The following is a 14,083-nucleotide window of genomic DNA, read 5'->3' as shown; positions in this document are numbered from 1 at the left end:
GCCTCACCCTACCGCCGCCAGCACCGTCGCGCAGACCCGGTCCACCTGCTGCGGGGTGAGATAGGGATGCATGGGAAGGGATAGCACTTCCCGGGCCGCGGCTTCGGTGCGGGGGAGGCTCAGGTCCCGGTAGTCCGCCTGGTAGACCTCCTGGCGGTGGAGGGGAATCGGGTAGTAAATCGCGCTGGCGATGCCCGCCTGGTTCAGAGCGTCCCGGACGGCGTCGCGCCGCGCGCACCTCACCGTGTACTGGTGATAGACGTGGCGGCCGTGGCCCGCCTCGGCCGGTGGGGCGATCGGGCTGCCCGCAAACCGCGCCGTGTAGCCTGCCGCCGCCTCCCGGCGTCGGGCGTTCAGCGCGTCGATGCGTTGCAACTTCACTCGCAAGATGGCCGCCTGCAGTTCGTCCAGGCGACTGTTGTAGCCCACCACCGAATGGTGATAGCGCACCCGACTGCCGTGGTCCCTCAGCACCCGGACCCGTTCCGCCAGGGCCTCATCGTCGGTCACCACCATGCCCCCGTCCCCGTAGGCCCCCAGGTTCTTGCTGGGATAGAAGGAGAAGCAGCCCGCGTCCCCCAAGGCACCCGTCTTGCGGCCCTGATAGTCGGCGCCGAAGGACTGGGCGCAGTCCTCGATCACCTTGAGCCCCCAGCGGCGCGCCACGGCCAAGATCGGCCCCATGTCCGCCGCCTGGCCGTAGAGATGCACCGGCAGGATGGCCCGGGTGCGTTCGGTCACCGCCGCCTCCACGCCTTCGGGGTCCAGATTGAACGTCCCGGGATGAATATCCACGAATACGGGCCGCGCGCCGAGATAGGAGATCGCCTCCGCGGTGGCGATGAAGGTGAAGGCGCTGGTGATCACCTCGTCGCCCGGCTGGACGCCGGCTGCCCGTAGGGCGAGGTGGAGGGCGTCGGTGCCGGAGGCCACGGCGACGGCGTGTTTCACCCCCAAATAAGCCGCCACCTCCCGCTCCAGCGCCTGGACCTGGGGGCCCAGGATGAAATGGCCCGAGGCGAGCACGGCGCCCACCGCCTGCTCGATCTCGGCGCCCAGCTCGCGGTATTCCGCCTTCAGGTCCACCATGGGAATGTTCATCCGGCCTCCATCCTCCCCGCCCGTCTTCTGGAGCGGCCCATGGCCTGGGTGATGGCGAGCGCCACCTCCAACGCCCGCCGGCCCTCCGCCCCGCCCACCGCGGGCCGGCGGCCCTCCCGCACGCAAGCGACGAAATCCCGGATCTCGGCGGCGAGGGGATCGGGTGTGTCGAACCGCTGCTCCTCGACCCGGATGGGAAGTCTCGCCTCGGCCAGCCCGCTGCCCGGCTCCCGGCGGGCCACGGTCAGCCGATGCGTCAGAGTGTCCACCGTGACATAGGCGTCGGGCTGGAAGATCCGCAGCTTGCGCATGGCTTTCTGGGATACCCGGCTCGCCGTGACGTTGGCGACGCAGCCGTTTTCGAACTCGATGCGGGCGTTGCCGATGTCGATTTCGTCGGTGAGCACCGGCGTCCCCGAGGCGCGCACCTCCGCCACCGGGCTCGCCACCAGATCCAGGATGAGATCGATGTCGTGGATCATGAGGTCCAAAGTCACCGCCACGTCGGTCCCCCGGGGCTTGAACGGGGCGAGGCGATGAGATTCGATGAACAGGGGCTCGCGCACTATCTCCCGCGCCGCTAGGAAAGCGGGGTTGAACCGCTCCAGGTGTCCCACCTGCAGCGTGAGGCGGCGACGCTCGGCGAGCGCCTGCAGCGCCTGGGCCTGGGCCAGCGTTTCCGTCACCGGCTTCTCCACCAGCACGTGCACTCCCGCCTCCAGGCAGGCCCGGGCCACGTCGTAGTGATGCTCCGTGGGCACCACGATGGAGGCGAGATGGATCTGCCCATCGAGCAGGGCTCGGAAATCGTCGACGGGGCGGGTGCCCAGCTCGGCGGCCACTTGTCTCGCCCGTTGCGGGTCGGCGTCTGCCACGGCGACCAGTTCCACCCCATCCAGCGCTGCGTATTTCTGGGCATGCAAGCGCCCCAGGTACCCCACGCCGATCACAGCTGCCCGCAGGGCAGCAGCTCGTTTATCCACCCTCAGGGTCCTTCTTTCTTCCTCCTTGCGCGAGCGGCGGTGCCACCCCGGGAGGTACCTTGTAGCGGTTGTAGCTCCACAAGTACTGCTCCGGGCACTGCCTCACCAGGGCTTCCACCGCGGCGTTCAGCCTTTCCGCCGCCTGGACCGGATCCGCCGGCAGGGGCGGCAGGGGCGTCAAGCTCAAGCGGTAGCCCGCTCCCCGGGGGAGCCGCCGGGCGAACACCATCAACACCGGGGCACCCGTGCTCTCCGCCAGCCGTCCCACCAAGGTCATGGTATAGGCGGGTCGGCCAAAAAACCGTGCCCACACCCCGTCGCCCCGGCCCGGGGCTTGGTCAGGCAGTACGCCGATCGCCTCGCCCCGTTTGAGCGCCTTGAGGAGCTGGCGCACGCCCCGCAAGTCAGTGGTGGCGAGCTTCGCCCGGCCGCGGGCGCGTCCGGCGATCATCAGGGGCTCGAGCCAGCGCACCCGGGGTGGCCGGTACAGGATGGTCATGGGCAGCCGTCGGGAGAGGTAAAGCCCCGCGATCTCGAAACAGCCCAGGTGGGGCGTGAGCAGGATCAGCCCCCGTTTCGCCGCCAGGGCCGCCTCCACGTGCTCCCAGCCCCGACACTCCCGCACCAGGGCATCCGCCCGCCCGGGATCACCGAACCATACCTTGGGGAGCTCCGCCACCGCCTTGCCGGCCTCCGCCACCGTGCGGCGCAAAAGTCGACGGTAGGCCTGCGGCTCAGGGCACACGCCGCTCGCCTTCAGGTTTTCCCGCAAGCGCCTGGCATAGCGGGGAGAGGACAGGTACACGCCCCGCCCGATCACGCCGCCGATGGCATGGAGCCAGCTCAGGGGAAGGTAGGCCGCCCAGCCCAACAAGGGTCTCAGCATGGACCCACCGTGCAACTCGGAGGGGGACTCTGCTATCCTATTAACCTTTTTTGGGCCCTGGCCAGAACCCTTGCCGCAGAAAACGATGAACGAATTTCTTTTTACCTCTGAATCCGTGTCGGAAGGCCATCCCGACAAAATGGCCGACCAGATCTCGGACGCCGTGCTGGACGCTATCTTAGCGCAGGACCCGAACGCCCGGGTAGCATGCGAGACCCTGACGGCCACCGGCCTGGTGGTCATGTCGGGTGAGATCACTACCCGGGCAGTGGTGGACTACAACCAAATCGCCCGCAGCGTGATCAAGCGCATCGGCTACGACAGCTCGGAGATCGGCTTCGACTACCAGACCTGCGCGGTACTCACCGCTTTCAACCGGCAGTCGCCCGACATCGCCCGGGGGGTGGACCGGAGCAAGGAGCAAGAGCTGGACCAGGGCGCCGGGGACCAGGGTCTCATGTTCGGCTTCGCCTGCGACGAGACGCCCCAGTTGATGCCCGTGCCCATCTTCTATGCCCATCGGCTCATGCAGCGCCAGGCGGAGCTGCGCAAAGACGGGCGCCTGCCGTGGCTGCGGCCCGACGCCAAGTCCCAGGTTTCCGTGCGCTACGTGAACGGGCGCCCGGTGCACGTTGAAACGGTGGTGATCTCCACCCAGCATGCGCCTGACATCTCCCATGCCGCCATCACCGAAGCGGTGGTAGAAGAGATCGTCAAGCCCGTGCTGCCCAAGGAGCTGATCAATGCCGACACCCGCTACCTGGTGAACCCCACTGGCCGTTTCGTCGTGGGTGGCCCCATGGGTGATTGTGGCCTCACGGGACGCAAAATCATCGTGGACACCTACGGCGGCTACGCCAGGCACGGCGGCGGAGCGTTCTCCGGCAAGGATCCCTCCAAGGTGGACCGCTCGGGCGCCTATGCCATGCGCTACGTGGCGAAGAACATCGTGGCGGCGGGGCTCGCCAGCAAGTGTGAGGTCCAGGTGGCCTACGCCATCGGGGTGGCGAAACCCGTCTCCCTCATGGTGAACACTTTCGGCACCGGCCGCATTCCCGACGAGCGGATCGTGAAGTTGATCGAGCGGCACTTCGATCTGCGCCCCCGGGCCATCATCCAAGCCTTGGATCTATTGCGACCGATCTATACGCGCACCGCCACCTATGGCCATTTCGGCCGGGATGAACCGGAGTTCACCTGGGAGGCGACCGACAAGGCGGAAGCCCTGCGGGCCGATGCAGGAATCAAGGCGCCCGCCGTGGCGTGAACGGGTTCCGTCCGGCACCGACGTTCGCTATACTTTGCCTTCACTGAGGAGCGCTGCGACCGCCCCCCTTCCCGGGATGAGCGGCCAGGCTCAGGGAAATCAACGGCGCTCGCATCTCGATGAGGTGCGAGCGCTTTATTTTTAGCGGAGAAAGGGCTATGAGCGCAGTTCCCAATCCCGACTTCAACGACTTCCGGGTGGCCGACCTCCAGCTCGCCGATTGGGGGCGCAAGGAAATCGCCATCGCCGAGAGCGAGATGCCCGCCCTCATGGCGATCCGGGAAGAGTACGCCCGGCAGCAGCCCCTGCGCGGCGCCCGCATTGCGGGCTCGCTTCACATGACCGTCCAGACGGCGGTGCTGATCGAGACCCTCAAGGCCCTGGGGGCGGAGGTGCGCTGGGCCTCCTGCAACATCTTCTCCACCCAGGACCATGCCGCTGCAGCCATCGCCGCTGGGGGCACGCCGGTATTCGCCTACAAAGGCGAAACGCTGGACGAATACTGGGAATTCACCCACCGCATCTTCGAGTGGGCGGACGGAGGCACCCCCAACATGATCCTGGACGACGGGGGCGACGCGACCCTGCTCGTGCACTTGGGCGTGGCGGCGGAAAAGGATCCATCCGTGCTCGCCGACCCCAAGAGTGAAGAAGAGCGGGCCCTCTATAGCGCCATCAAGAAGCGTCTGGCCGCCAAGCCCGGCTGGTACGCGACCCTCGCCCGCAACATCAAAGGGGTGACCGAGGAGACCACCACCGGCGTGCACCGGCTGTACCAGATGCAGAAGGAGGGACGGCTGCTGTTTCCGGCCATCAACGTCAACGACTCGGTGACCAAGAGCAAGTTCGACAACATCTACGGCTGCCGCGAATCCCTGGTAGACGGTTTGAAGCGCGCCACGGACGTGATGATCGCGGGCAAGGTGGCGGTGGTGTGCGGCTTCGGCGAGGTAGGTAAGGGCAGCGCCCAGGCGCTGCGGGGCCTGCAAGCGCAAGTGTGGGTGACCGAAATCGATCCCATCTGCGCACTCCAGGCGGCCATGGAAGGCTACCGGGTGGTGACCATGGACTACGCCTGCGACAAGGCAGACATCTTCGTCACCGCCACCGGCAACATCAACGTGATCACCCACGAGCACATGCGGCGCATGAAGCACAACGCGATCGTCGCCAACATCGGCCACTTCGACCACGAGATCGATGTAGCCAGCCTGCGCCAGTACCCATGGGAGAACATCAAACCCCAGGTGGATCACGTCATATTTCCCGACGGCAAGCGCATCATCCTGCTCGCCGAAGGGCGGCTGGTAAACCTGGGTTGCGCCACTGGCCATCCGTCCTACGTGATGAGCTCCTCCTTCGCCAACCAGGTGCTCGCCCAGATCGAGCTCTACACCCACACCGAGCGCTACCCGGTGGGCGTCTACATGCTGCCCAAGCGGCTCGACGAAAAAGTGGCGCGGCTGCAGCTCAAGAAGCTGGATGCCCAGCTCACCGAGCTGACCGACGAGCAGGCCCGCTACATCGGCGTGCCGAAGGAAGGACCCTACAAACCCGACCACTACCGCTATTGAGCATGGATCTCAGGGTGAAGCTGCTCGATCCGCGGGAGCGGGTCTTCCTCTACGGAACGACGCCGCCCCGGGAGGATTCGCCCGAAGAGGTGGTGCGCACCGCCGCGAGCCGGCTGCACGAACGGGTGAGAGGGCTCCCTCTGGACGGCCTGGTAGTCTACGACATCCAGGACGAGAGCGGGCGCACGCCGGTACCGCGGCCCTTCCCGTTCCAACGCACCATCGACTCCCGGGTCTATTCTGGGCTGCTCTCCTCTCTCACGGGGCTGCCCGTGGTCACTTACAAGTGCATCGGCCAGGCGACCGAAGCCGAATGGCGGGCGTGGCTGGAGGAGACCGCCCACCTCTATCGGGTGCGACACCTTTCCCTGGTGGGCCGCGCCACCTCCAGGGGCGCCAGCGACGGCGCCATCTCGCTGCTGCACGCCATGGAACTCGCCGCGGCCCATGGGGCGGGCTTTACCTTGGGCGGGGTGGCCATCGCCGAGCGGCACGCGGGAGCCCACAGCGAGAGTCAGCGCATGCTGGCCAAGGCCGAAAGCGGCTGCCGCTTCTTCATCTCCCAGGCGGTCTACCATGCCGAGCCCACGGTGCGCATGCTCACCGACTACGCCCGGGAATGCCGCGAACGCGGGGCCGAGCCCCGGCGGGTGGTGCTCACCTTCGCCCCCTGCGGCCGGGAGAAGACCATGAACTTCATCAAGTGGCTGGGCATCGCCGTGCCGCAGGCGACCGAACGGGCGATTCTCACGGCGCCGCGTCCCCTCGCCAAATCCATCGAGATCTGCCAGGCAAACCTGCGGGAAATCCTCTCCCACGAAGCCTACGCCCACCTGCCCCTCGGCATCAACGTGGAGAGCGTGTCCATTAACAAAGAAGAAATCGATGCCTCCATCGACCTCTTCCACGCCCTGGCCGAGGTGTTGGACGCATACCGTCCGGGGCGAGCTTCCAGCACGTAGGCCGTTGCCGACAACTGCGGCTTTTTGATCGAGATCAAATCGCTGGCGCGATGGAAAGGGTAACCTTTTTTTCACGAAAGGATTGGAGGAACGCTTCCATGCGCAATCCCATTTCAAGGCTTCTCGGCTGGGCCACCCCCTTGCTCCCCGCCTTCGACCCGGCGACCTTGGCGGTGCGGCTGGGCCACGAGAGAGGGGCCTGCCTCATGCGCCGGCAAGGCCGTTGCCCCGGTCGGCAGCTATGCCACGACTGCCCGTGGGCGGAAGGCGTCTCCCGCCCCAACGGTTCGCGCTGACGCGCTTCTCTTCCCCCAGGCACGCCGTCACGCCCCGGTGACGGCGTGGGCCGGGGACGGTTCGTTTCCATCCGCAACACGCCCCCTTCTTTCGCGTTTCGTTAAGGGAACCGCACCCGCTCCGGGGGGGACTCCTCTCGCCCCTCGAAAAAAGCTTTTCCTTGAGCAACAAGGACATGTCTGGTCCGAGGGGGCATGGCATGCGAAATGCTCAGCCGTTTGCAGGGGTTTCGGGCCGAAACGGTAGGCGTTTGCCCGCCGCGTCGTCCGGGCCGCCAAAAGAAGGTGTAAAGACAAAAGGTTGTCCTGCGCAGCGGGACAGCCTGTGAATGGCCATCGAGAGGAGGACAGTCCATGCCGAAACGCTCAGGCGTCGTTGCCGATCCTCGCGCCTTGGGAGCGAGCCCCGAAGGCGATATCGTGCCCCGATCTCCCAGCCGGCGAAACTTCATCCGGGGAAGCCTGGCCTTCGCCGGAGGCGCCCTGGCAGCCGGGGGAGCCATGGTGGCCGGCACGGGCGTCGCCCGCGCCGCCGCCCTTTCCATTCCCCCGAGCAACCAGTCCATGGGACGGCCCATTCCCCAGGAAATGTACGGGATGCCCTCGAAATACGAGGCCCACGTCTTCCGCGAGCGCAGCTCCGTGTTCAAGAACCGTCAGAACTTTTCCGACTGGAGCATGACGCCGCTGCAGCATCAGACGGGCATTATCACCCCCAACGGCCTTAACTTCGAGCGCCACCACGCGGGCACCCCTGACATCGATCCGGCCACCCATCGCCTGGTGATCCACGGCATGGTGAAGCAGCCCCTGGTCTTCACCATGGAAGACATCACCCGCTACCCCTCCGTGTCCAAGTTCTATTTCCTGGAGTGCTCGGGCAACACCCTGACCGACTGGACCAAAGCGGCCTCCCCTACGGTACAGCAAAGTCACGGGCTGCTCTCCTGTACCCAGTGGACCGGGATTCCCGTGTCCTGGCTCCTGGACGAAGCGGGCGTGCTGCCCGGCGCCAAGTGGGTCCTCTTCGAGGGTGCCGATGGCTCGGCCCACACCCGCAGCATTCCCATCGAGAAAGTGCTGGACGACTGCCTCCTGGTGTACGGCCAGGGAGGAGAGATGCTCCGTCCCGAGCAGGGCTATCCCCTGCGCCTGTTCATTCCCGGCTGGGAGGGCAACGTATCGGTCAAGTGGCTGCGGCGTATCAAAGTGGGGGACCAGCCCTGGCACTTCCGGAGCGAAACGGCCCGCTATACCGACCCCATGCCGGGCGGCAAGTGGCGCCAATTCAGCTTCGTGATGGAGTGCAAGTCGGTTATCACCAATCCTTCCGGAGGGATGAAGCTGAAAGGGCCGGGCCTGTACGAGATCGTCGGTTTCGCCTGGTCCGGGCGCGGCAAGATCACCGCCGTGGATGTGACGGTGGATGGGGGCCGCAACTGGCACCAAGCTCAGCTGGAAGAGCCCATCTTCGACAAATGCCTCACCCGTTTCCGCTTCCGCTGGAAATGGGACGGCGCGCCCGCCGTCATCGCCAGCCGGGCGGTGGACTCCACCGGTTACGTGCAGCCGACGGTGGAGCAGATCGGCAAAGTCCGGGCGCTGACCGGATTCGTTCAACACCACAACGGAATCTTTCCGTGGGCCATCAACAGCGCAGGGGAGGTGAAAAATGCGGTCGCGTAACCTGATCGTGGCCTTAGCGGCCGCATTGGCGGTGACAAGCTGCGCCACCGTGGAGCAAATGAAAGCTTCCATGACCGAGGCCAAACCGGCCAAGCCCCCGGTGGCCTACGGCAAGCCCATCAGTGAAGCGGACATCGCACCGTGGAACATCGATATTCGCACCCCCGACGGCAAGGGACTGCCCCCGGGCAGCGGTACGGTGGCCCAGGGCAAACAGGTCTACGAGGCGAAGTGCGCGGCCTGCCACGGGCCGGACGCCAAGGGCGGGCCTCAGTTCGGGACCATGGTGGGGGGCATCAACTCCTTCACCACCAACCAGCGGGTGCTCACCCCGGGCAGCATGTATCCCTACGCGCCGATCCTTTTCGACTACATCCGCCGGGCGATGCCCATGGATCGGCCCCAGACCTTGACGAGCGACGAAGTCTACGCGGTGTCGGCCTATATCCTGTACCTGAATGGGCTCATTCCAGACAATTTCGTCATGAACGCCCAGACCATGCCCACGATCCAGATGCCCAACCGCAACGGCTTCATCCTGGACGATCGGCCGGATGTGCACAATGAGCGCTGCATGCGCGACTGTAAGCCGATCCGCGGCTAGGCTTGCGACCGGGAGGGAAGGACGACCGATGCAAAGCCAGGGGACACTAAAGCTCTACACGGAGGACGAGGCCCGTATCCGGCTCGCCACCGAACTGCCGTTCTGGTCCGTGGAGCACGGCCGGCTGTGCCGCCGCTATCGGACAAGCGGCTGGAAGGCGAGCCTCATGGTGGCCAACGCCATCGGCCACCTGGCCGAAGCAGCGTGGCACCACCCGGAGGTGTGCCTTGCCTATGGGACGGTCACGGTGCGGCTGATGACCCACAAGGCGGGCGGTCTCACCGACAAGGATTTTGCCCTGGCCGGAAAGATCGAAGAGGTGGTGCATTGGCAGCCTGCCCGGGAATGCGGTGCGCTCAGCGGCACGCCCAATCACGAACCCCGTTTCCGGTATATCGACTACGACCGATTGGATTCGGCGGCGTGAAGGCAACGCTCGCGCTGCGTCCACGAACGTTTGTCAGGTAACGGCTTCCTCCTCCCTGTCGTGAGGCTTCGGCCGGGGACGCGTTCCCGGCCGCTCTTTTTGCTCGCCGCTCGATCGGCGAGGGAAAAACGCGAGTGTGTATATAATGTAAGCGATTGCATTCCCAAAAAAAAGCCTGTCTCGGAGGGGCACGCTCGGGCGGGGGACCAAGAAAGCAGGCAAGCGGGCTCGATCGCCCGAGGAGGATGAAAGGGTGAGGCTGCGACCGGGGTATGACCCGCGGGGAGTCCTAATCTGCGGGAGCTTGATCCTCATGCTGGCGCTGGGCATACGCCAGTCCTTCGGCCTGTACCTGCCGCCCATGACCGTCGCGCTCGGCTGGGGGCGGGAGACCTTCGCCTTCGCCATTGCCTTGCAGAATCTGGTGTGGGGGCTGGCCCAGCCCTTCGCCGGCGCCATCGCCGACCGCTACGGCGCGGGGCGGGTGCTCGTGGTTGGCGGTGCCTGTTACGCAGCGGGGCTCGCCTCCATGGCCCTCGCCGCAAGCGGCACGGAATTCGCGTTGAGTGCGGGTCTCCTGGTGGGCCTGGGCCTCTCCGGCACCAGCTTCGGCGTGGTGATGGGAGTGGTGGGCCGCGCCTTCGACGACCGCACCCGCTCTGCCGCCCTGGGGCTCGTGGGAGCGGGCGGCTCCTTCGGCCAGTTCGCCCTGCTGCCCTACGGCCAGTTCCTGATCGATAGTCTGGGCTGGCAGTGGGCGCTTGCGGTCATGGCGCTCTCCTCCGCCCTGATTGTGCCCCTCGCCGCTGCCCTGGCTGGGCGCCCGGCGGGGTTTGGCGCCGGTGGCGCCCTCAATTTCTCCCAGGCGTTGGCGGAGGCCCGAGCCCACCGGGGATTCTGGTATCTCACCCTGTCTTTCCTGGTGTGCGGCTTTCAGACCCTCTTCATCATGCTGCACCTTCCAGCCTACCTCCTGGACCGGGGTATGACGGCGGCAACGGGCATGACGGCGCTTGCCCTCGTGGGGGCGCTCAACATCTTGGGTTCCTACGCTTTCGGGCTGCTGGGCAACCGCCGTAGCAAGAAGAACCTTCTCGCCACGATCTACCTGGTGCGGGCGGCGGCCATCGGCGTGTTCCTGCTGGTGCCCGTCACGGCCCTGTCGGTGTACGCTTTCGCCGCCGTGATGGGCTTCACCTGGCTCGGCACCGTGCCCCTCACTAACGGGCTCGTGGCCCAGATCTTCGGCGTCAATTTCCTGTCTACCCTGTTCGGCATCGCTTTCCTGGGCCATCAAGTGGGCAGCTTCCTGGGCGCCTGGTACGGGGGTTACGTCTTCGATCTTACCGGCTCGTACCAGGCGGTGTGGCTCTTCGCCCTCGGGCTGAGCCTGGTGGCGGCAGGCCTGTGCTGGCCCATCGACGAGCGGCGCATCGAGCGAGCGCGCGCTCCGGCCGAGGTATAAAACCATGGCCCGATCGACGACCTCGGACGAGCGCCGAAGCGCAAAGGCCCCCGAGCCCTCGGAGCGCCGGATGCCCAAGACCGAACCCGTCTTCCACCCCACCCTGTTCCCGGTGCTGCACGCCCTGCCCTGGCCGGCCGTGCTCCTGGACGAGGAAGGGCGGGTGGTGTGCGCCAACGCCGCAATGGAGCAGCGGGGCCTACGCCCCGATCCCCACTCGCCTCCTTCGCTGCATGAGGCGCTGCCCGAGTACGCCACCGCTCTGCGGGGCGAGCTGAGAGAAGCCCAGGAGGCGCTGGTCACCCGCCAGACGGAAGGCAAGGAGGTGGTGGAGCGGGTGTGGCTGCGCCCCATCGCCAGCGGCGCGGTGCTGATCATTACCGACGAGACGCGCCTCGCCGAGCTGGAGACCGAGCACGCCCAAACCGTGCGGCTCGCCTCCCTGGGCTTCATGCTGGCCGGGGTGTGCCACGAGATCAGCAATCCCCTGGCGGCGATCCACTCCATGCTGCAGATCCTCGAGACCGAAGGCCGGCGCGATCCCGAAGTGCTGGCACGGGGTCTCGCCAGCATCTCGGCCAATGTGCGCCGCATCCTGGAGATCTCGCGCCAGCTCTCCGGCTTTTCCCGAGCCGCCACCGAGCCCCGGCGCCCCGTGGCCGTGGATGGCGTCCTGGAGGAAGCCCTCGTGCTGGTGCGCCACGAGCGCACCTACCGGGAGGTGGTGGTGGAACACCACAAGGATCCGGCGGCGGTGGTGCGCGCAAACCCCCGGGAGCTGCTGCAGGTGTTTTTCAACGTCCTCGCCAACGCGGTGCAGGCCATGGAGGGGCGCGGGCGTATCCTGGTCACTACCCGGCGGCCGGGAAACGAGCAGGTGGAGATCATGATCCAGGACGATGGGCCCGGCATCCGCCCCGAACACCTTCCGAAGCTGTTCGACCCCTTCTTCAGCACCAAGGCGCGGGGGGAAGGTACCGGGCTCGGACTCACCATCAGCAACGAAATCGTCCACGAGCACGGCGGCCGCATGCGAGCCGAGAGTACCTACGGTAAGGGCGCCCGGTTCTACATCGAATTGCCCCTGTGGAAGCGACGGGAATGAACCATTCCAACCTGAAGATCCGCGCCCGCGACGAGCGCATTCTGGTGATCGACGACGACCTGGGCGTCGGCGAATGCATCCAGTGCATGCTGCGCATCGCCGGCTACGAAAGCGCGTTTGTCACCACTGCCGCGGCGGGGCTGGAGCGTGCCCAGAGCGAAGCCTTCGACCTGGTAGTGAGCGACCTGCGCTTACCGGACCGCAGCGGCATCGACGTGCTGCGGGCGCTGCGCGAAGCGGGCCAAGACACGCCGGTGATTCTGATGACCAGCTACTCTTCCATCGAGAGCGCCATCGAGGCACTGCGCACCGGCGCCACCGACTACATCATCAAGCCGTTCAACAACGACGACTTCCTGTATTCGGTGGAACGGGCCTTGGACGAGCAGCGCATGCGCAAAGAGAACGCGATGCTCAAGCGCAGCCTCAAGCGCGTCTACTCGAGCCGCCGCATCATTGGGGAAAGCGAAGGCATCCTGCGCGTGCTGGACATGATCCGCCGAGTGGCCGCCTCGGACGCCAACGTGCTGATCGAGGGGGAAAGCGGTACGGGCAAGGAGCTGGTGGCCCAGGCGATCCACTACGCCAGCCCCCGCGCCGAGGGCCCCTTTGTGCCCATCAACTGCGGCGCGATCCCCGCCGAGCTCCTGGAGTCCGAATTGTTCGGCCACGCCAAGGGCGCGTACACCGGGGCGGTGGCAGCCTCGGAGGGCTTGATTCGCGAAGCGAGCGGCGGGACGCTATTCCTCGACGAGATCTCCGAGCTCGCGCTCAATCTGCAGGTGAAGCTCCTGCGGGTGCTGCAGGAGCGGCAGGTGCGCCCCCTGGGATCGAAGCACACCTACGCCACCGATGCCCGCTTCGTCGCCGCGAGCAACCGGGACCTGAAGCAGGCCATGGAGCAAGGCCTGTTCCGCGCCGACCTGTATTACCGGCTCAACGTGATCACCATCCACGTGCCGCCCCTGCGGGAGCGGGGCCGAGACGTGGAAATCTTGGCCCAGCACTTCATCGAGGAGCACAGCCGGCGGCTAGGTAAGCGCATCACCGGCATGAGCCCGGCCATGCGGGATTTCCTCTACAGCTACCACTGGCCGGGCAACGTGCGCGAGCTGGAGAACCTGATCGAGCGCAGCGTCATATTGGCCGAAGGCAGCGTCCTTTCCCTGGAAGATCCCCCCGCCAAGGGAACGACGGCCCCGGCTCCGGGGACAGCCGGCGAGTTCCTCGACCGCCCTCTGCCCGTGGAGGAGTACATGAAGGAGGTGGTGCGGCGCTACCAGGACAGCCACAGCGAGATGGAGCTGGCCGCCATGCTGGGGGTGGGCCGCAAGGCGCTGTGGATGCGGCGCCGGCGCTGGGGGCTGTACCGCAGCGGCGATTCGCGGCGAGAGGGTACGGGTAAAGGGGATCTTAAGCGCTCCGCGTGACCCGCCGGGGGCTTGTTTCCATCCGCACGCCATGTTTCGATTGGAAACCCGGCCCTCGCGGAAAAGGGATGGGTAGCTTGCGCACCGAGCGTTAAGTCTCTGTCCCCAATCGACACTTTGGTTTGGCACATGGCTTGCTAGAACCCGATACATCCCAATTTCCCATCTCATCGGAGGAGCGAGCCGTGGCAGAAGCAGCGACCGAACAAAAGCGCAAGAAGGTCACCATCCCCATGCTCATGGAGAAAAAGAAGCGCGGGGAGCCGATCGTGCAACTGGCTGTCTACGATTATCCCA

Annotated in this window: 12 protein-coding genes and 1 riboswitch; of the genes, 9 read left to right on the top strand and 3 right to left on the bottom strand. The window is 66.1% G+C overall.

From position 1 onward, the window contains the following. Positions 1 to 3 precede the first annotated feature (3 nt). Genes V7Q81_RS02050 through V7Q81_RS02040 form a run of 3 tightly spaced genes read right to left on the bottom strand, consistent with a single transcriptional unit; the run spans position 4 to position 2,970 of the window. Positions 4 to 1,101, bottom strand: coding sequence for a DegT/DnrJ/EryC1/StrS family aminotransferase (locus V7Q81_RS02050; protein ID WP_333839913.1), 1,098 nt, complete (start codon positions 1,099 to 1,101; stop codon positions 4 to 6). Continuing rightward, positions 1,098 to 2,084, bottom strand: coding sequence for a Gfo/Idh/MocA family oxidoreductase (locus tag V7Q81_RS02045; protein ID WP_333839910.1), 987 nt, complete (start codon positions 2,082 to 2,084; stop codon positions 1,098 to 1,100). The genes V7Q81_RS02050 and V7Q81_RS02045 overlap by 4 nt, the downstream gene beginning before the upstream one ends. Next, positions 2,077 to 2,970 (bottom strand): lysophospholipid acyltransferase family protein, encoded by an 894-nt coding sequence (locus V7Q81_RS02040; RefSeq protein WP_333839908.1) that lies wholly within the window; start codon positions 2,968 to 2,970, stop codon positions 2,077 to 2,079. Before V7Q81_RS02040 ends, V7Q81_RS02045 begins: the two co-directional genes overlap by 8 nt. 85 nt (positions 2,971 to 3,055) lie before the next feature. Here V7Q81_RS02040 and metK point away from each other — a divergent pair, with 85 nt between their 5' ends. From metK to V7Q81_RS01995, 9 genes are all read left to right on the top strand, one after another. After that, positions 3,056 to 4,237: a methionine adenosyltransferase gene (metK, locus tag V7Q81_RS02035; RefSeq protein WP_333839905.1), complete on the top strand. Its 1,182-nt coding sequence runs from the start codon at positions 3,056 to 3,058 to the stop codon at positions 4,235 to 4,237. Between the two features lie 39 nt (positions 4,238 to 4,276). Beyond that, a riboswitch (S-adenosyl-L-homocysteine riboswitch) is annotated at positions 4,277 to 4,355 on the top strand. A 40-nt stretch (positions 4,356 to 4,395) separates the two neighbouring features. Further along, positions 4,396 to 5,811 (top strand): adenosylhomocysteinase, encoded by a 1,416-nt coding sequence (gene ahcY / locus V7Q81_RS02030; RefSeq protein WP_333839903.1) that lies wholly within the window; start codon positions 4,396 to 4,398, stop codon positions 5,809 to 5,811. Between the two features lie 14 nt (positions 5,812 to 5,825). Beyond that, complete coding sequence (locus tag V7Q81_RS02025) at positions 5,826 to 6,773, top strand: hypothetical protein (protein WP_333839902.1); 948 nt, start codon at positions 5,826 to 5,828, stop codon at positions 6,771 to 6,773. A 650-nt stretch (positions 6,774 to 7,423) separates the two neighbouring features. Further along, positions 7,424 to 8,755, top strand: a complete 1,332-nt coding sequence (soxC, locus tag V7Q81_RS02020) for a sulfite dehydrogenase (protein ID WP_333839901.1) — start codon at positions 7,424 to 7,426, stop codon at positions 8,753 to 8,755. Continuing rightward, a complete protein-coding gene (locus V7Q81_RS02015) occupies positions 8,742 to 9,359 on the top strand; it encodes a c-type cytochrome (RefSeq protein WP_333839899.1) in 618 nt (205 codons plus the stop codon). The genes soxC and V7Q81_RS02015 overlap by 14 nt, the downstream gene beginning before the upstream one ends. A gap of 28 nt (positions 9,360 to 9,387) precedes the next feature. Then, a complete protein-coding gene (locus V7Q81_RS02010; RefSeq protein WP_333839898.1) occupies positions 9,388 to 9,786 on the top strand; it encodes a 4a-hydroxytetrahydrobiopterin dehydratase in 399 nt (132 codons plus the stop codon). A 313-nt stretch (positions 9,787 to 10,099) separates the two neighbouring features. Further along, positions 10,100 to 11,251, top strand: a complete 1,152-nt coding sequence (locus V7Q81_RS02005; RefSeq protein WP_333839967.1) for an MFS transporter — start codon at positions 10,100 to 10,102, stop codon at positions 11,249 to 11,251. 70 nt (positions 11,252 to 11,321) lie between these two features. After that, on the top strand, positions 11,322 to 12,356 hold the full coding sequence (locus V7Q81_RS02000; protein ID WP_333839897.1) for a sensor histidine kinase: 1,035 nt from the start codon (positions 11,322 to 11,324) through the stop codon (positions 12,354 to 12,356). Beyond that, positions 12,353 to 13,786 carry a sigma-54-dependent transcriptional regulator gene (locus V7Q81_RS01995; protein WP_333839895.1) on the top strand — a complete coding sequence of 478 codons (1,434 nt, stop codon included), beginning with the start codon at positions 12,353 to 12,355 and terminating at the stop codon, positions 13,784 to 13,786. The genes V7Q81_RS02000 and V7Q81_RS01995 overlap by 4 nt, the downstream gene beginning before the upstream one ends. Positions 13,787 to 14,083 lie beyond the last annotated feature (297 nt).

The sequence above is a fragment of the Pelomicrobium sp. genome (assembly GCF_036803785.1).
Taxonomy (GTDB): domain Bacteria; phylum Pseudomonadota; class Gammaproteobacteria; order Burkholderiales; family UBA6910; genus Pelomicrobium.
Note: the sequence above shows the minus strand (reverse complement) of the source record. Positions and strands in the feature narration are given on the sequence as shown.

Coding starts and splice junctions, on each gene's coding strand:
- V7Q81_RS02050 (WP_333839913.1), bottom strand. CDS start 1,101: ATGAACATTCCCATGGTGGACCTGAAGGCGGAATACCGCGAGCTGGGC.
- V7Q81_RS02040 (WP_333839908.1), bottom strand. CDS start 2,970: ATGCTGAGACCCTTGTTGGGCTGGGCGGCCTACCTTCCCCTGAGCTGG.
- metK (WP_333839905.1), top strand. CDS start 3,056: ATGAACGAATTTCTTTTTACCTCTGAATCCGTGTCGGAAGGCCATCCC.
- ahcY (WP_333839903.1), top strand. CDS start 4,396: ATGAGCGCAGTTCCCAATCCCGACTTCAACGACTTCCGGGTGGCCGAC.
- soxC (WP_333839901.1), top strand. CDS start 7,424: ATGCCGAAACGCTCAGGCGTCGTTGCCGATCCTCGCGCCTTGGGAGCG.
- V7Q81_RS02015 (WP_333839899.1), top strand. CDS start 8,742: ATGCGGTCGCGTAACCTGATCGTGGCCTTAGCGGCCGCATTGGCGGTG.
- V7Q81_RS02010 (WP_333839898.1), top strand. CDS start 9,388: ATGCAAAGCCAGGGGACACTAAAGCTCTACACGGAGGACGAGGCCCGT.
- V7Q81_RS02005 (WP_333839967.1), top strand. CDS start 10,100: ATGCTGGCGCTGGGCATACGCCAGTCCTTCGGCCTGTACCTGCCGCCC.
- V7Q81_RS02000 (WP_333839897.1), top strand. CDS start 11,322: ATGCCCAAGACCGAACCCGTCTTCCACCCCACCCTGTTCCCGGTGCTG.
- V7Q81_RS01995 (WP_333839895.1), top strand. CDS start 12,353: ATGAACCATTCCAACCTGAAGATCCGCGCCCGCGACGAGCGCATTCTG.